The organism is Trinickia sp., assembly GCF_051953405.1.
GTDB lineage: Bacteria > Pseudomonadota > Gammaproteobacteria > Burkholderiales > Burkholderiaceae > Trinickia.
On record NZ_JBQCIV010000007.1, the window covers coordinates 28,590 to 45,037 of the forward strand.

18 protein-coding genes are annotated in these 16,448 nt (G+C 62.1%); 9 read left to right on the top strand and 9 right to left on the bottom strand.

What is annotated here, in order from left to right; translation table 11 throughout:
* Positions 1-228: 228 nt before the first annotated feature.
* Together ACTHN9_RS01265 and ACTHN9_RS01270 are read right to left on the bottom strand one after the other, a co-directional pair.
* Positions 229-1,098 (bottom strand): hypothetical protein, encoded by an 870-nt coding sequence (locus ACTHN9_RS01265; protein WP_440534934.1) that lies wholly within the window; start codon positions 1,096-1,098, stop codon positions 229-231.
* 181 nt (positions 1,099-1,279) lie between these two features.
* Entirely contained in the window at positions 1,280-2,182 is a 903-nt protein-coding gene (locus ACTHN9_RS01270) for a LysR family transcriptional regulator (protein ID WP_440534935.1), read from the bottom strand.
* A 114-nt stretch (positions 2,183-2,296) separates the two neighbouring features.
* Between ACTHN9_RS01270 and ACTHN9_RS01275 the strand changes: the two genes are divergently transcribed.
* The 3 genes from ACTHN9_RS01275 to leuD are packed head-to-tail and all read left to right on the top strand — an operon-like array spanning position 2,297 to position 5,242.
* Positions 2,297-3,187 (top strand): alpha/beta fold hydrolase, encoded by an 891-nt coding sequence (locus ACTHN9_RS01275; protein ID WP_440535058.1) that lies wholly within the window; start codon positions 2,297-2,299, stop codon positions 3,185-3,187.
* Positions 3,188-3,218: 31 nt separating this feature from the next.
* Positions 3,219-4,631 (top strand): 3-isopropylmalate dehydratase large subunit, encoded by a 1,413-nt coding sequence (gene leuC, locus ACTHN9_RS01280; RefSeq protein ID WP_440534936.1) that lies wholly within the window; start codon positions 3,219-3,221, stop codon positions 4,629-4,631.
* Positions 4,628-5,242 (top strand): 3-isopropylmalate dehydratase small subunit, encoded by a 615-nt coding sequence (gene leuD / locus ACTHN9_RS01285; RefSeq protein WP_440534937.1) that lies wholly within the window; start codon positions 4,628-4,630, stop codon positions 5,240-5,242. Before leuC ends, leuD begins: the two co-directional genes overlap by 4 nt.
* Before the next feature lie 66 nt (positions 5,243-5,308).
* Here the strand turns inward: leuD and cynR are convergent, their stop codons facing one another.
* A complete protein-coding gene (gene cynR / locus ACTHN9_RS01290) occupies positions 5,309-6,199 on the bottom strand; it encodes a transcriptional regulator CynR (RefSeq protein ID WP_440534938.1) in 891 nt (296 codons plus the stop codon).
* A 150-nt stretch (positions 6,200-6,349) separates the two neighbouring features.
* On the opposite strand from cynR, the gene ACTHN9_RS01295 reads away from it, so the two are divergent.
* The 3 genes from ACTHN9_RS01295 (at position 6,350) to ACTHN9_RS01305 (ending at position 8,097) form a co-directional block, all read left to right on the top strand.
* Positions 6,350-7,009 carry a carbonic anhydrase gene (locus ACTHN9_RS01295; RefSeq protein ID WP_440534939.1) on the top strand — a complete coding sequence of 220 codons (660 nt, stop codon included), beginning with the start codon at positions 6,350-6,352 and terminating at the stop codon, positions 7,007-7,009.
* A gap of 61 nt (positions 7,010-7,070) precedes the next feature.
* On the top strand, positions 7,071-7,541 hold the full coding sequence (cynS, locus tag ACTHN9_RS01300; RefSeq protein WP_440534940.1) for a cyanase: 471 nt from the start codon (positions 7,071-7,073) through the stop codon (positions 7,539-7,541).
* Between the two features lie 73 nt (positions 7,542-7,614).
* A complete protein-coding gene (locus ACTHN9_RS01305) occupies positions 7,615-8,097 on the top strand; it encodes a nuclear transport factor 2 family protein (RefSeq protein ID WP_440534941.1) in 483 nt (160 codons plus the stop codon).
* A 45-nt stretch (positions 8,098-8,142) separates the two neighbouring features.
* On the opposite strand, the gene ACTHN9_RS01310 is transcribed toward ACTHN9_RS01305, so the two are convergent.
* Positions 8,143-8,778 (bottom strand): class I SAM-dependent methyltransferase, encoded by a 636-nt coding sequence (locus tag ACTHN9_RS01310; RefSeq protein ID WP_440534942.1) that lies wholly within the window; start codon positions 8,776-8,778, stop codon positions 8,143-8,145.
* Positions 8,779-8,998: 220 nt separating this feature from the next.
* On the opposite strand from ACTHN9_RS01310, the gene ACTHN9_RS01315 reads away from it, so the two are divergent.
* Both ACTHN9_RS01315 and ACTHN9_RS01320 read left to right on the top strand, forming a co-directional pair.
* Complete coding sequence (locus ACTHN9_RS01315) at positions 8,999-9,478, top strand: carboxymuconolactone decarboxylase family protein (protein WP_440534943.1); 480 nt, start codon at positions 8,999-9,001, stop codon at positions 9,476-9,478.
* A 59-nt stretch (positions 9,479-9,537) separates the two neighbouring features.
* Positions 9,538-9,945: a cupin domain-containing protein gene (locus ACTHN9_RS01320; protein ID WP_440534944.1), complete on the top strand. Its 408-nt coding sequence runs from the start codon at positions 9,538-9,540 to the stop codon at positions 9,943-9,945.
* 61 nt (positions 9,946-10,006) lie between these two features.
* Here ACTHN9_RS01320 and ACTHN9_RS01325 read toward each other — a convergent pair whose 3' ends face one another.
* Positions 10,007-11,059, bottom strand: a complete 1,053-nt coding sequence (locus ACTHN9_RS01325) for an ankyrin repeat domain-containing protein (RefSeq protein ID WP_440534945.1) — start codon at positions 11,057-11,059, stop codon at positions 10,007-10,009.
* Positions 11,060-11,258: 199 nt separating this feature from the next.
* The gene (locus ACTHN9_RS01330; RefSeq protein WP_440534946.1) at positions 11,259-11,690 is read right to left on the bottom strand and encodes a helix-turn-helix domain-containing protein; all 432 of its coding nucleotides are present in this window, start codon (positions 11,688-11,690) and stop codon (positions 11,259-11,261) included.
* A 75-nt stretch (positions 11,691-11,765) separates the two neighbouring features.
* Between ACTHN9_RS01330 and ACTHN9_RS01335 the strand changes: the two genes are divergently transcribed.
* The gene (locus tag ACTHN9_RS01335) at positions 11,766-12,611 is read left to right on the top strand and encodes a class I SAM-dependent methyltransferase (RefSeq protein ID WP_440534947.1); all 846 of its coding nucleotides are present in this window, start codon (positions 11,766-11,768) and stop codon (positions 12,609-12,611) included.
* A gap of 57 nt (positions 12,612-12,668) precedes the next feature.
* On the opposite strand, the gene ACTHN9_RS01340 is transcribed toward ACTHN9_RS01335, so the two are convergent.
* The 3 genes from ACTHN9_RS01340 to ACTHN9_RS01350 form a co-directional block, all read right to left on the bottom strand.
* The gene (locus ACTHN9_RS01340) at positions 12,669-14,045 is read right to left on the bottom strand and encodes an FAD-containing oxidoreductase (protein ID WP_440534948.1); all 1,377 of its coding nucleotides are present in this window, start codon (positions 14,043-14,045) and stop codon (positions 12,669-12,671) included.
* A gap of 266 nt (positions 14,046-14,311) precedes the next feature.
* Entirely contained in the window at positions 14,312-15,745 is a 1,434-nt protein-coding gene (locus ACTHN9_RS01345) for a DEAD/DEAH box helicase (protein ID WP_440535059.1), read from the bottom strand.
* Between the two features lie 190 nt (positions 15,746-15,935).
* Positions 15,936-16,412, bottom strand: coding sequence for an OsmC family protein (locus tag ACTHN9_RS01350; protein WP_440534949.1), 477 nt, complete (start codon positions 16,410-16,412; stop codon positions 15,936-15,938).
* Between the last annotated feature and the right edge of the window lie 36 nt (positions 16,413-16,448).

Sequence of the window (16,448 nt, forward strand, 5' to 3'; positions counted from 1 at the left end):
ACCTGGCTCGACCGATCGTCGATACCGGCGTCGCGATGCTCGGCTTGACCGGTTCTGTCGAAACAGCGGGTCCTGCGGCCTCGTCAGGTCGATAGCGATCGCTCAACACATACTCGCTCGCACACCCGGCGAGCAGCGCCACTGCCGCGAGCGTGCCAATGAGCGTTGGCCGTGCTGACGGAAAACTGAGCGCAGGCTTGCAGCGCGGCGACCGAACGGTCCGGCCGATCACGGAAATACCGGACCGCGCCGGCCGGGTTGCACGCTTGTCGTGTTCGACGGCTGCGTGCTTGCGGCGCTCTGCGATTGCGTACTTGCCGCGCTCGATGAGGTGTCGTCGGGCTCCGCCGGCACTTCATAGAGATCGACCATGAGTTCGTTGACCAATTTTGTGATTCCGGTGCTCACGGCTCCTCGCACACGCATGCCGCTATCGTCGGCCCAGAGTCTGGCATTCGAAGCAGCGTCCCCCGCAAGATAAAGATTCTCCCTGTAAAACCATTTGTGGTAATACAGCGCCTTCCAGGACGCGACGCGATCGCAGGTCGTATCCGTGGACGTCGGTGGGGACGTCTTCGGCAAAATCACCGCGTTTAGATTCACTCGCAGCGTTTTCAAGTTCGGGGAAAACTCATAGTCGGCGCAGACGAACAAAACTTGACTTGCAGCCGACTCATTCACCAATTTCGAAAAATGTTGGCTCGTACCGTCTTTGGTCAGCGTAACGTTCTTAACGTCGAACCATGACGCTTTGTCCATCGCTCGCTTGATTGCGCCCAACGCCTCACCGCCGAAATCGTAGTCGACCAATGCGTCGCGGATGGGGCCGATGGCTGCTTCCCCGCGATGGGCCTGAACGTTATCGATAGTCGCATCGACGACCCCCGCGACGACAGCGCCCAGGAGGCCCGTCTGCGGCAACGCTTGCGTGTTGGTCGGATCGATATGGATGCCCGCCTCCGGTTGAGGCACGACAACGACCACATCTCGGCCATTCGCGACCTTCCAATCGCTCGCGGCGAGCGTCTTGCCCTGGGACGCACATCCGGCAAGCAATACGGAAAATACGAGAATCGGGAGGAAGGTTGTTGCTTTCATGCTTATCGAATCATCTTTCGGACGAATTGATGGTGCTCGCACATCGACGGTTTGGGACGATTTCGTTTTCGGCCCAGGCAGTCGCCGACGCCGCCACTCGCTTAGGTCAAGACAGGGCTGCTCCACGCAGAGCTGATCTAACGGCATACCGGAGAGTTTCTTTAATTCTCGAGGCCGCCGGTCACTTCCTTTCGCTAGGTTGGCTCAGATACGCTCCGAGAAAGTCGATAAACGTCCTGAGCTTGACCGAGAGCTGGTTGCGCTCTAGATAGACCGCGTGGACATTGGCGTCCGGCAAGTCCCAGTCGGTCAGCAACGGCACGAGTGCGCCGCTGTCGAAATGTTCCGCGATCTCCCACTGCGATCGCACGGTTATCCCGCGACCTTGGAGTGTCCAAAGCAGCACGGTGCTGCCGTCGTTGCTGGACAACGCGCCATCGACCTTGACCGTTTCCGTGCGCTTTCCACGAGAGAAATGCCATGTGCCGTACGCCGATTCGTTCTCGCGAAGCACGATGCACGCATGCTGGGTGAGATCGTGCGGGACGGACGGTGTGCCGTGCCGTGCCACATAGTCGGGCGATGCGCATACAAATCGCCGGTTTTTGAGCAAGAGCCGCGCGTTGATGCGCGCATCGGGCACTTCACCGAAGCGAATGCCGAGGTCGAAGCCCTCTTCCTGCAGACTCATCGGGCGGTCCGTCAAATGCAAGAGGATCTTCATGGCGGGGTAGCGCGCAACGAAGTCCGACACCGCCGGCGCGATACGCGCCCGCCCGAAGCCGAACGACGCGTTGACGCGAAGCAGGCCGGTAGGTTCGCCTCTGCTTCGTGCGACCAACTGCTCCAGTTCCAACAGCTCCCCGAGAAGACGCGAGCCGCTGGACAGATACAGCTCGCCTTCGGGCGTGAGACTCAGACGCCGCGTCGTGCGGTTCATCAGGCGCACGCCAAGTCGGCGCTCCAGTTGCGCCAGCCGCTTGCTGACCGCCGGCGGCGTCACCCCTAGCTCGCGTGCAGCCGCCGCGAGGTTTCGATGTCGCGCCACGAGAGCGAACAGGTTCAAGTCCGAGAAACCATCCATTTCGTTGCTCCCTATGCCGATGATTCGTTCCCAGAGGTTACGAGTGGAATGCCTTCATGGAAACCAAATCCGAAAATTCATCAATTAGACTGGAATTGCGATCAGGAGACAACAATGTTCGATGGTTTCAAGCACGTGTCGGCGGTTGCCGGCGATGTACCTATCCACGCCATTCAGGCAGGCCGCGGTCCCGCGCTTTTGCTCTTGCATGGGCATCCCCAAACGCACGCGATCTGGCACAAGGTTGCGCCGGCGCTGGCCGAGCATTTCACCGTGGTCGCCGCCGATTTACGCGGCTATGGCGATAGCGGTAAGCCGCTAGGCGAGGCCGACCACGCGAACTACGCGAAGCGTCGCATGGCGCTCGATCAGGTCGAGCTTATGCACGGTCTTGGCCATGAGTCCTTTGCAGTGATCGGCCATGATCGTGGGGCTCGCGTCGCCGTACGGATGGCGCTCGATCATCCTCGGTCCGTCACGCGACTGGTGACGCTGGACATCGCACCGACGCTCGCCATGTACGAGCAAACGTCCCTGAACTTTGCGCGCGCTTACTGGCACTGGTTTTTCCTCGTGCGGCCGGCACCGTTTCCGGAAACCTTGATTCGCAGCGACCCTGACCTCTATCTCCGGCAGACGATCGGTGCGCGCAGCGCAGGACTCGCGCCCTTCACCCGCGAAGCTTATGCGGAATATCTGCGTTGCCTGTCGGACCCAGCGACCGCGCACGGCATCTGCGAGGACTATCGCGCGTCGATAGGCTGCGATCTCGACCATGATCGCGCGAGCCTCGCCGCAGGCGAGCAGATTCGCTGCCCAATGCTCGCGCTGTGGGGCGACAGCGGCGTGGTGGGCAAATGCTTCGAGCCCCTGCGCGAATGGCGCAGATGGGCACCCCATGTGGAGGGAGGCGCGCTGCCATGTGGGCACTACATCCCGGAGGAGGCCCCCGCCGAATTGCTCGAACGCGTGATGCCGTTCCTTCAGGCCAGCATGGCCGCATGACCCTTCGATTTTTCACCCTTTCCCGATTGCCATGCACAGACGTACTCTCTATCAAAAGCTGGTCGAATCTCATACGGTCAAGCGGATCGACGAAGACAACGTGCTGCTCTACGTCGACCTTCACGTGATGAACGAATATACGAGTCCGCAGGCGTTCAGCGGGCTGCAAGCGCGTGACCGGCCGGTACGTCGGCCGGCCCAGCAACTCGCGGTGGTGAGTCACGTCATCCCGACGCACGCGGAAAGCCCCCGCATGATTCGCGACGCCGCGTCGCTGCATCAGGCGGAGAATCTCGCAAGAAACTGCGCGCAAAGCGGCATCCGGCTGTTAGGCGCCAACGATCCCGAACAAGGTATCGAACATATCGTCGCACCCGAACTCGGGCTCGTGCGTCCTGGCATGGTGATCCTGTGCGGCGACAGCCATACGACCACCTACGGCGCATTAGGCGCGCTCGGCTTCGGCATCGGCACGTCGGAAGTGGAGCACGTGCTCGCGACGCAGACGCTCGTGTATCGCGTCGCCCGCACGATGCGTATTCACGTCGACGGAGCCTTGCCGTTCGGCACGTCGTCGAAGGATCTGATCGTCTGGATGATCGGCCGCATCGGCGCGCAAGGCGCGCGCGGCTATGCGGTCGAATTCACCGGTTCGACCGTCGACGCCATGTCCGCGGAAGCGCGCATGACGCTGTGCAATATGACTGTCGAAGCCGGCGCGCGCGCCGCGCTGATCGCGCCGGATGAGACCACATTCGATTACGTGCGCGAGCACGCCGGCTTTTCCGCCGAGACATGGCGCGAGGCGTCGCAGGCATGGCGCACGCTGCATACCGACGAGGGTGCGGTATACGACGCGCAGTTCGAGTTCGACGCCAGCCGGCTTGCGCCATGCGTGACATGGGGCACGAGCCCGGATCAGGCCATGGAGATCGACGCGCTCGTGCCCGCGCCGCACGATTTCGACACTGCCGAAGCCGCCGAATCCACGAAACGCGCGCTCGACTACATCGGACTGAGCGCGCACCGGCCGATCGTAGGGACGCCGGTCGATCGCGTCTTTATCGGCTCGTGCACCAATGGCCGTATCGAGGATCTGCGCATGGTGGCGGGCTTGGTCGCCGGTAAGCGTGTCGCCACGGGCGTGCGGGCGATGGTGGTGCCCGGTTCCGGCCGCGTGAAGCGTCAGGCCGAGACGGAAGGCATCGCGCAAGTGCTCGTCGACGCCGGCTTCGAATGGCGCGAGCCCGGCTGTTCGATGTGCCTCGCGATGAACGACGACGTACTCGCGGAAGGCGAGCGCTGCGCGTCGATCACCAACCGCAATTTCGAAGGCCGACAGGGGCGCGGCGGCCGAACGCATCTGATGAGTCCTGCCATGGCCGCGGCGGCCGCCATCGCCGGATGCATTGTCGACGTTCGCACAATGGGGAGCACGCAATGAGCACTTTGACGCATATCGAGGGCAGCATGTTGCCGCTGCCGGTCGAGAACCTCGACACCGACCAGATCATGCCTAAGCAGTTCTTGCGCATCGTCGACAAGGCCGGTCTGGCGGACGGCCTGCTCTACGACCTGCGCCGCGACGGCGAGGGCAAGCTGCGACCCGATTCGATTCTGAACGACCGTCGCTATCGCGAGGCGAAGGTGCTTGTCGGCGGCGCCAATTTCGGTTGCGGTTCGAGCCGCGAGCACGCGGTTTGGGGACTTCAGCAGTACGGTTTCGAGGCTGTCATCGCGCCGAGCTTCGCCGAAATCTTCTACTCGAATGCGATGAACAACCGGTTGCTGCTGGTTCAGTTGCCGCGTGCCCTCATCAACGATTTGACGACCCGTTCGCTGGCCGATCCCACGGCTCACGTAAGCATCGATATCGACACGCTCACGGTGAAACTGCCGGCAGGCGGGCGTTGCGCGTTTCCGCTTGCCGCGCGGCATCGGACCATGATCATGCAGGGCATCGATACGATCGATCTGACCTTGCAGGACGAAGCGGACATTCGTGCCTTCGAGCAGCGGCATTTCGCGGATCGCCCGTGGGCGGCGGTGTTCTGAGCGCATCTTGCGGCGGAACAAGGGCGACGCGCAAAGCGAAGAGATCGACTCGTCACGCGCGCTCCATCAGCGTCGGAAGTTCTCCGTCAATTTCGTCAACACCTGGACGAAGGCCTTGCTCGCTGCCGTCCGATACGCGTCCTTACGTTGCAGTAGCACGACCGTGCGCGCCGGCAGCGGCGGGTCGAGCCGCACGGGGTGCAGCTCGGTATGCTCGCGCGCGATGCCGTCGGGCAGTACGGTTGCGAGCTGCCCCCGCCGCACGATCTCGACAATCGCACTGATCGAACTGACCTCGATGACAACCTGCGGGCGAATCCGGTTCCGCGTGCAGTATTCGTCGATGTAACGCCGCGTCGCGAACGCCTTGTTCAGCAGCACCAGCCGTTCGTTGGCGAAGTCCTGCGCGGACAGCGGCTTGCGGCGCGTGGCGCGCGCATGGCCGCCGCCGACGACGAGGCTCAGCGTCTCGCGAAACAATGGCTCGCTTTCGATTTCCGCAGCGTGGACGGGCTCGAACGCGATGCCGGCGTCGAGCCTGTCGTCGGCGAGCTGCGCTTCGAGCTGATCCTGCGTGATTTCCTGAATGTCGATCGCGATGCCGGGATGCAAGCCATAAAAACGATCGATCACGGGCCCCACGAGATACGCCGTGAAGGTCGGCGTTACGGCCAGGCGCAGATTGCCGCGGCTCAATTCGCCGACGTCATGTATCGCCCGCACGCCCGCATCCAGATCCTGTAGCGCGAGCTTCGCATAGCGCATCCACGCCGCGCCCGCGTCCGTGAGTTGCACGTTCCGCCCCGAACGGTCTAGCAGCTGAGTGCGCAGCGTGTCTTCCAGTTGCCGGATCTGTTGCGACAGCGTGGGCTGCGAAACGTGCAGTGCCTCGGCAGCGCGCGTGAAATTGCGGTGTTCCGCGACGGCCAGGAAGTAACGGATATGACGCAACAGCATGGCGATCCTCGTCCTCGAATAACTATTGGTGTTGCCTATGGTGAGCATCATAAACCCGTCTTGGACACTATGACGGAACAGGTTCATTCTCTGTTCAACGGATCGCACTGAGCGACACGGCAACGAACGCCAGATCGAATGGAGCAGACCATGCAAGAGATCATCGACGGTTTTCTAAAGTTTCAACGGGACATCGTGCCCGCGCGAAAGGAGTTGTTCCGCAAGCTGGCCACCAGTCAGACGCCGCGCACCCTGTTCATTTCCTGTTCGGATAGCCGCATGGTTCCCGAACTGGTCACGCAACGCGAACCGGGCGATCTGTTCGTGATCCGCAATGCCGGCAACATCGTGCCTTCGTTCGGTCCTGAGCCCGGCGGTGTGTCGGCAACGGTCGAATATGCGGTGGCCGCGCTCGGCGTGACGGATGTGGTGATATGCGGCCACTCGGACTGCGGCGCGATGACGGCCGTCGCGACGTGCAAGTGCCTCGACCATATGCCCGCCGTCGCGAATTGGCTGCGCTACGCCGATTCGGCGAAGCTCGTCAGCGAGTCGCGTGAACATGCGAGCGAGCGCGAGCGCGTCGACTCGATGGTGCGCGAGAACGTCATCGTGCAACTCAACAACCTCAAGACTCATCCCTGTGTTGCACTGGCGCTCGCGCAGCGCCGCCTCAATCTGCACGGATGGGTCTACGACATCGAATCCGGCTCGATCGACACGCTCGACGCGGCGACTCGCCGGTTCGTGTCGCTCGCTGAGCATCCCGATGTCACCGCGACGCCTGCCGAGTGCGTGGCTGCACACTGATTCCCGGCTCGTCATTCCGACTGTAGATCTCGCTACGTTGATTCATTCAAGGAGCAACATCATGACCCAATCCCAAGTCACGCCGAGCGCGCGCGAAGCATTGACGGCAACGATCGTCGACGCGAAGGTGCGCAAGAACCTCACGTTCGAAGCGATCAACGAAGGCACGGGCTTGAGCGTCGCGTACACGACCGCCGCGCTGCTCGGTCAGCATGCGCTGCCGGAGAGCGCGGCGAAGCGGGTCGCCGAACGCCTAGGGCTCGACGCCGATGCCGTGCGCCTGCTGCAAACCATTCCCGTGCGCGGCAGCATTCCGGGCGGCGTGCCGACCGATCCCACCATCTACCGTTTCTACGAAATGGTGCAGGTGTACGGCTCGACGTTGAAGGCGCTGGTTCACGAGAAGTTCGGCGACGGTATCATCAGCGCGATCAACTTCAAGCTCGATGTCCAGAAGGTGCCCGACCCCGAAGGCGGCGAGCGTGCCGTCATCACGCTCAACGGCAAGTATCTGCCGACCAAGCCGTTCTGAGCCCATCGCGTCGAGGGTCGGGCGATCCGCGACGCGCGAAATGCAATCGCCAATCTGAAAAAGGAGAGCCGTCATGTCGACTCAACAGCAGGAAACTCGTCCGCCGCTTCCGCCGTTCACGCTGGAATCGGCCAAAGAAAAGGTTCGTCTCGCGGAAGACGGCTGGAATTCGCGCGATGCCGCCAAGGTCGCACTCGCCTATTCGCTCGACACTAAATGGCGCAATCGCGCAGAGTTCGCGAACAATCGGGCGGAAGCGCAGTCGTTTCTCGAGCGCAAATGGAACAAGGAGCACGAGTATCGTCTGATCAAGGAGCTGTGGGCGTTCGGCGGAAATCGCATTGCCGTCCGCTACGCCTACGAATGGCACGACGACTCGGGCAACTGGTTCCGCTCCTATGGCAACGAAAACTGGGAGTTCGGAGAAGATGGGCTGATGCAACGCCGCTACGCCTGTATTAACGACATGCCGATCAAGGAATCCGAGCGTAAGTATCGCTGGCCGCTGGGGCGTCGTCCGGACGATCATCCTGGCTTGAGCGAACTCGGCCTGTGAGAGCCCGAGACGCGCGCGGTGCGCCAACGCTCGAGGCGTGATCGGTCACGCTGCGGCGGCCTTGCGCCACACGCTCGCCAGCCAAGGCTGCCGATCGCGCGGCAAACCGGCGGGGCGATAGTAATGCTCGAGTTCGATGAAACCCGCATCCGTCATATACCGCGACCACGTTTCGAGATCGTGGAAAGCCCCATAACGGCCGCCGGTCCAGCCTTCTTGATTCGTGCCGCGCGGGTTCGAGCTGAATAGCACGCCACCCGGCTTAAGGGTCGCGTGCAGTTGCCGAAGCACGCGAGGCAATGCCTGGCTGGGGACGTGGAACAACGAAGCGTTGGCGAAAACGCCGTCGAAATGCGCGTCCGGTAGGTCCAAGCGCAGAAAGTCCTGAAGCCACACGTCGCAGTGGGTTTCATCGCGTGCCATCACCGCGAAGCGCTCGGCACCGTCGAGGCCCACTGCCCGATGACCCAGCGCGGTGAATGTTTTCAGATCGCGTCCCGGCCCGCAGCCGAAATCGAGAATCGTAAAGGGCGGCTCGACCGCGATGTGGCGCAGCAGCGCCGCGATGTTCTGCGCGACGTCGTGATCGCGTGTGGCTTCGCGGAACGGCTCGGCGTTCGCGTTGTAATGCTGAAGCGTCGTGGCACTAATTTGTTCGAGTTCGCGAGGGATGAGTGTCATGGGAGCGGGGCCTTTTATGTTTGCCAGGATACTGCACTTCGCAGCAAGCGCGCGTCTGCGCGGCGCGTATCGCCGATTGGTGCAGTGCGGGCAACACCGTGAGTCCGTTCGCATATCTACTCCGACACGCTGCGTGTGCTTACTATGACTCCACGCGGCATATGGCCGCCGACAGCGTCCGCGAGGCGCGGATGTTCGCTCATCGTCTCCAGGAGAAATCATGACGCAGCGTATCAACTACATTCAGCAATCGCCGGAACTGTTCAGGAAGTTCCTGGAATTCAATAATCAGTTGCACGAAAGCGCCATTGAAGAATCGATCCGCGATCTCGTCTCCCTTCGCGCATCGCAGATCAATGGCTGTGCCTTTTGCGTCGACATGCACGTCAAGGAAGCGCATATCCACGGTGAGCGCGAACTGCGCTTGCATCATGTCGCGATTTGGCGCGAATCGACCCTCTTTGCGCCACGCGAACGTGCCGCGCTCGCATGGACCGAAGTACTGACGAAACTGCCCGAGCATGGGGTGCCCGACGACGTCTACGAACACGTGCGAACGCAGTTCTCGGAGAAGGAAGTGTCCGACCTGACGTTCCAAGTGATCGCCATCAACGGATGGAACCGCGCGAGCATCGCATTCAAAGCCGTGCCGGGTTCCGCCGACAAGGCTTACGGACTGGACAAGGCAAACCTCGCCTGAACGTTGGGCATCTCCGGCCCGCGCGTACGGGCCCCTAGTCATTTCAGGAGCGCATGATCATGCTTCGCTTGAAGCGTATCGCCGTGGCCCTGGCTGTCGTCGCCAGCCCACTCATTGGAACGGCGTGGGCCGCTGCGCCCGAAGCCGTCGTCGCGCCGCTGATGTCGAAGGCGCTCGACCAGTTTCCTGGAAAGGAGGCCGTGATGATCACGGTCGAATATCCGCCGGGTGCCGTCGATCCCGTCCATCGGCACAATGCGTCCGCCTTCGTCTATGTGCTGGAAGGATCGGTCGTGATGCAGGTCAAGGGCGGAAAGGAAGTCACGTTGACGCCGGGTCAAACCTTCTATGAAGGCCCGAACGATATTCACGTGGTTGGGCGCAACGCAAGCCAAACCCAGCCGGCCAAGTTCCTCGTGCTGCTGTTGAAGGACAAAGGCGCGCCCGTTCTGGTGCCGGTTAAGTGATGTTCTTGGCTCGCTCCCGGCGTTCGTAGCATGAAGCCCCACAAGCTGACCGCACGCTTCGCTATCGCCGATAAGGCGGTGGCACGAGCTTGACGGGATCGGGATTGCGGGTGACCCAAGCGACGGCGAGCCGACAGAGTTGAGCCGGCTCGCCGGATTTGCGCTTGACGTCCTGCACGAGTGCGTCCGCGTCCGATAGGTCGGCCGCCGGCAACGCATTGCCCGTTCGGATGTGGTCGAGAAAGGCGTCGGCCATCTTCTTGAAATCGGCGTCCCAGTTACCTCCGCCGTTGTGATCGAGTTCATAGGCGATACGTCCGGAGATCCGGATGACTTCGCCCTGAACCGTAGCGGCATGGCCGGTGCCCGGCACGAGCTGCTTCCATAGCGCTTGATGCTGCTCCTCCCATGGGCCGGCTTCGATCGCGATCGGCGAATGGGCGTCATGCATTTGACGACGAGGAACCGGCGCGACGTCGAACAGGGTATAGAGCCGGTCCAGCGCGCCGCTGGCAGCGTCGACGCTCTCCGGATTGAAGCGCTCCCGCATAAACTCGAAGCGCTCGCCGATCGCTTGCACCTGCGCTTGCATTCGCTGCGTCGGGACTGCGCCGGCGGCAAGCAGCACTTCGGCTAGCGCAACCATTTCCTCGATATCCGCATTGCCGCAAGTGCGCAACGCTTGTTCGAGCGCGGTCAATCCGTCTCGGTTCACAGCGTCGACGCGCGCGCCATATTCGAGGAGCAAGCAGGCGTTCCGAGCGTTGCGCGAGTCGGCGGCTGCATGCAGCGGCGTGCCGATCGATGCGTGATTGCTATGGACATCCGCACCGAGTTCGAGCAGGACGTCGAGGCGGCTCCGGCGACTTCGGGCACGTCTATGCAGCGGCGTGTTGCCGCGTGCATCGGCCGCTTCGAGGTCGGCGCCTTGCGCGACGAGCCAACGGGCCAGCGCATCGGGGCATCGATCGAAGGCCAGCGCGGTCACCTTGCTCACTCCGCCCCGTGCATTTAGATCGCAGGTATCGAACACCGCTTGCAGCTTCGGCAGGTCCCCTTCGTCGAGCAGGGCTTCGAAGTCCTTGGGCAGTAGCTTCTTTTTCGCTTTTGTCATTTGGCATGCTCCGTCGCTTTCGGCAGACCGTGTAACCGCCGCCAGCCCCCGGTGTAGCCTTTCACGTGCATGGCGGACGGCACAGCATACTTCACTTTAAAAGCGGTAATTTGCATCCCCAAGACGATTGCATATAGTCTCGCCAATCGGTGTGAGAGGTCGCCGGTAAGAAGTATTGCGTGTGGCCGCGGTATCGGCATTATCGTCGCCCCGGCACTGTCTTTCCACGCGTGCCGGTTCCTCTCGACGTCACAACCCGAAGGATGCGGCGGAACGTGGGGCATTCCATATGGCTCGGTGCGGGGCAAGCGGCCGCGTGCCTGAGCCCGTCGCGCATAGCGCTCAATGTGCGAATCGCCGCATCCAGTTCGTCGGCTTTTGCCGTCAGCATCGCGCGATCGATGCACGGCTGACCGTCCCGGCCAAACATTAACGCGATATCGTCGAGCGAAAAACCCGCTGCTCGCCCCAACGCGATCAGCGACAACCGATCCAGCACGCCCGCTTCATAGAGGCGCCGCAGTCCACGCCGGCCACTTGGTGCGATGAGTCCTTTTTGCTCATAGAACCGCAGCGTGGATGCCGGAACGCCGGACTGACGCACCACCTCGCCGATATCGAGTTTGACCATGGCTTGACTTGAAGTCGACTTGAACTCGCATAGTTTAGCTTCCGCTCGGCAGAGCAGCTCGGGAACGCAATGATCATGGACAGGACACCGCAGACCAAACACGCGCAGACGGCACTTTGGAACGGCAGCGCGGGACATGCGTGGATTGCTGCACAGGCACTGCTCGACCCGATGTTCAAACCCTTCGAGGATCTGCTGGTTGGCAGCGTCGCCACGTGCGCCGGACTTCGGGTACTCGACGTGGGTTGTGGAACGGGAAGCACGACGATTGCGACGGCGCGGTCACTCGCAGGAAAGGGTCATTGTGTGGGAATCGATGTTTCGGCGCCCATGATCGCATTCGCTCGAACGCGTGCCCAGCGAGAGCGCGCGACAGCGAGCTTTATTTGCGCGGATGCTCAGACTTATGCCTTCGAGCCGGCGAGTTTCGATAGGATCATGTCCCGGTTCGGTGTGATGTTCTTCGACAACCCATTGCAGGCTTTCGAGAACCTGTGCCGTGCCGCAAGGGATAAAGCCGAACTATGCTGCATTGCGTGGCGCGGTGCGACCGACAATCCATTCATGACCACGGCCGAGCGCGCGGCAGCGCCGCTGCTGCCGAATCTCCCCAGCCGCCAGCCCGACGCGCCGGGCCAGTTTGCCTTCGCAGACCCATCTCGGGTTTCGTCCATTCTGAAGGGGAGCGGCTGGACCGATATCGACATTCGGCCGATCGATATCGAATGCACCCTTCCCGAGGCAGCTTTGGCAAGCTACTTCACCCAGCTTGGCCCAGTGGGTCGGGTTCTCCAGGAAGCGGACGAACGCACCCGAGCGCTAGTCGTCGATGCTGTCCGCGCCGCCTTCGATCCTTACGTGCATGGAACGGAAGTTCGCTTCGTAGGGGCCTGCTGGTTGCTCAATGCGCGAACTCGATGACGGGAAGGCGTGGGGTGTCGCTTCATACGGAACCCCGCCAAGAACGAGCCGTTGGCGCTACGCCAGCGGCTGCAAATCCTGAAGCATGGTCGGCACCAGTTCGCTGACGGTCGGATGGATATGCACTGCGCGGCTGATCGTGGTGTATGGCGCTTTCGCGTACATCGCGTCGAGCAACGAATGCACCACTTCGTCGCCGGTCACGCCGAGGATCGAGGCGCCGAGGATGGCCCCCGTATCCGCATCGACAATCGCCTTCATGAACCCCTGGGTTTCGCCTTTTTCCACGGCGCGTCCGACGCGCGTCATCGGCCGGGTGCCCACCAGCAGCTTGCGGCCCGACTGTTTCGCCTCATCGAGTGTCATGCCCACGCGGCCAAGCGGCGGGTCGATGAACAATGCGTAGGCGGCAATCCGGTCCGACACCTTGCGCGGATCGTTGTCGAGCAGGTTGGCCGCAACGATCTCGTAGTCGTTGTACGACGTATGGGTGAACGCGCCGCGGCCATTGCAGTCGCCCAGCGCCCAGATGCCGGGCACGTTAGTGCGCAACTGTTCATCGACGCCGATGTAGCCGCGCGCGTCGGTCGCGATCCCGGCGTTCGCCAATCCGAGATCGTCGGTGTTCGGCACGCGCCCGACGGCGAGCAGTAGATGCGAGCCCGCAACCTCTCGGGCCCCGCCGGAGCAATCCAGTCCAACGACGATGTTGCTTCCGTCGCGTCGCGCGCTGAGGCAATTGGAATCGAGTTGGACATCGATGCCCTCGGCTTGCAGGATCTCCCGCACGGCCTGCGACACGTCCTCGTCCTCGCGCGGAATAAGGCGCGGTCCTCTCTCTACAATCGTGACGCGAGACCCGAAGCGCCGATACATTTGGCCGAACTCGAGCCCGATATAGCTGCCGCCGACCACGATCAAGTGCTCCGGCAGAAAATCGACGTCCATCATGGTCGAATTCGTGAGGTAGGGCACCTGATCGAGACCGGGCATGGGCGGAATGAGCGCCCGTCCACCGACGTTGATAAAGATCCGCTCCGCTTCCAGCATTTCACCGCCGACGCGCACGGTGGTCGCGCTTTCGAAGCGGGCATGGCCCTGGTAGACCGTGCAGTGCTGCAGGCCGCGAACCCAATTTTCCACATTGCGGCTGGAGCGCCCCGAAATCTCGTCTTTGCGGGCCTTTACCCGCTTCATGTCGACGGTGACCGGGCCGGTCATGACGCCGTACTCGGCCGCTCGCCGCGCTAGGTGGGCCGCATAAGCGCTGGCCACGAGCGTTTTGGTTGGGATGCAGCCGGTGTTCACGCACGTGCCGCCGAACCGCTCCCGTTCGACGATGGCGATTTTCATGCCTGCGCCGGCGAGTCTCGCGGCGAGCGCCGGGCCGGCCTGTCCGGTGCCGATGATAATTGCGTCGAAGCGGTGACTCATCGTGCTCTCCTTGGCGGCTTAAGTGCCATCGGGCGGCCGTTTGCCGCAGCCGCCGGCGGGTCTGCCGGCCAGCATACGCCAATCCGCGGATAGCTTGCCGGGCGGCTTGCGCTTTTTGCTCCCATTTGCGGGTGTGGTAAGGCGCTGAGCACCGGTAAGGCGCTGGGTGCACACTGGCATACGATATTCCGAGGCTCGCCCCCGAGGCGCTCGCGGAAATTCTGTTCAAGCGTGGGTAGAGGAACCGGCGACAATGAGCCGCTGTTTCAATGCCGATGCCTAGTGGCTTTACCAGCCGGCTTAAGTGAACCCGCAGACGGCTTGTTGGCCGGTTTGCCGCGCGGCTTTTGCGCGCCGAATGGACTGCCGCTGGACGAGCCAGCATCTTTACCCGGTGTTTTAGCGCGCTGCGCGGCAGGCTTGCGCTTGTTCTCGCCCATTCGCGCAAGCGGTTTTTTGCCGAGCGCCGGCATGGCGCCGGGTGCCGCTGGCGGCACTTTGGGCTTCTTAGGCTTCTTGGGCTTTTTGATGATCTGGCCCGTCGCGCTGGTTTGCGGCACGCGGTGCTCGGCTTCGAACCCGGGCTCTTCTTCACGGGGCAGTGTTTGTCGAATCAGCGCTTCGATCGCAGCCAGTTGCGGCGCCTCATCGGCACAGACGAGGGACACCGCCACGCCGCTGGCGCCCGCGCGGCCGGTGCGGCCAATGCGGTGCACATAGTCTTGCGCAACGATCGGCAGGTCGACGTTGATCACCAGCGGTAGGTCGTCGATATCCAACCCCCGCGCGGCGACATCGGTGGCCACCAGCATGTTGACTTCGCCGCTCTTGAAGCGCTCCAGTGCGCGAAGGCGCGCGGGTTGCGGTTTGTCGCCGTGGATGGTATCGACGGCATAGCCTGCTTCATCGAGCAACGCCGCCAGATACTCCACGCCATTGCGGGTTTTGACGAACACCAGCGCGTGCTCCCAGCGATTCTCCGCCACAAGGTGCATGAAAAGGTCAGGCTTGTTCTTTTTGTCCACCGTCACCACCCACTGCTTGATCTTGCTGGCAGTGGCATTGGGTGGGCTGACGCTGATATTGACCGGGCCGCGCAGGATGCTCGCTGCCATGGCACGGATCTCGTCGGTAAAGGTGGCGGAGAAAAGCAGGGTCTGCCGCCGGACGGGCAAGGCTGCAAAGACGGCATTGAGTTCGCGCGCAAAACCCAGATCCAGCATGCGATCGGCTTCATCCAGCACCAGCGCTTGAATTTGATCGAACTGCACTGCGTTCTGGCGATTGAGATCGAGCAAACGGCCCGGCGTGGCAACGAGCACATCCACGCCTTTGCGGAGCTTCATCATTTGCGGGTTGATACTCACCCCGCCATAGGCGGCCAGAAATCGTAAGTCGAGGCCTTTGCCGTATTCGATGAAGCTTTGCAGCACTTGTTCGGCGAGTTCGCGTGTGGGCACGAGCACCAGCACACGCGCGCGGTTGCTGGACACGGCCGGGCCGTGTTGCACTAGCCGCTGCAGCAGCGGGAGCGCAAAACCCGCCGTCTTGCCGGTGCCGGTCTGCGCCGCAGCCATGACGTCCTTGCCACTGAGCACCGCGGGAATCGCCTTGACCTGCACCGGTGTAGGGGTCCGGTAGTTGAGGTCCTGCACGTTACGCAGCAAGGGATCGATCAGGCCAAGCGAAGCAAAGGACATTGGCGTATTCCGGGCTAAAGCCGCAATTCTAGCGGTTACCGCCGGTGTTGAAAGGCCAACAGACGGGATTTCTGACATCCGGGGAGACGCGCAATGCCGGATCGTCAGCCTCAAGGCCGCGCCCTCGTGATCGTCGATACCTGCCGATGGGCATCCGCTGTCGAACACGAAGTTGCCCATCGAACGCTCGTCAGTTATCGGCAAGCTCGACGAGCGGTTCGCATCGAATCGGAAAATTCACCGAGTTCGCTAGAAAGCATTTCTCGTGAGCGGTATGGTGAAGCCGCGCAGCCAATTGCACGTCATCGCCGGATCGAATGACTACGCGGGGACGCAAGATGATTTCGGTGAATCGGCCCGGTTCGGGGCTGTCGACCATCGTGCCTTGCGCGTCGTCGCGATACGCAAGCACGCAGACGCCGGCATCTGCGCACAAATGCAGGTACCAGAGTTGATGGCATGCCGAGATTGCGGTCACAAACAGATCTTCGGGGTTCCAGCGCGTCGGGTCCCCGCGAAACGCTGCGTCGGAAGAGCCCGCAATTTCCGGCTTGGCACCGGCCCGAGCGACGTGGTCGCGACTGTATTCGCGGTATCCCGACGTGCCGGTTCCCTGATTGCCGGTCCACTGTACTTCGACGTTGTACCTATGTTCACTATGTGCCATCGCGTAATCCTTCAGTTTGCAGACATTGAGTCCAGA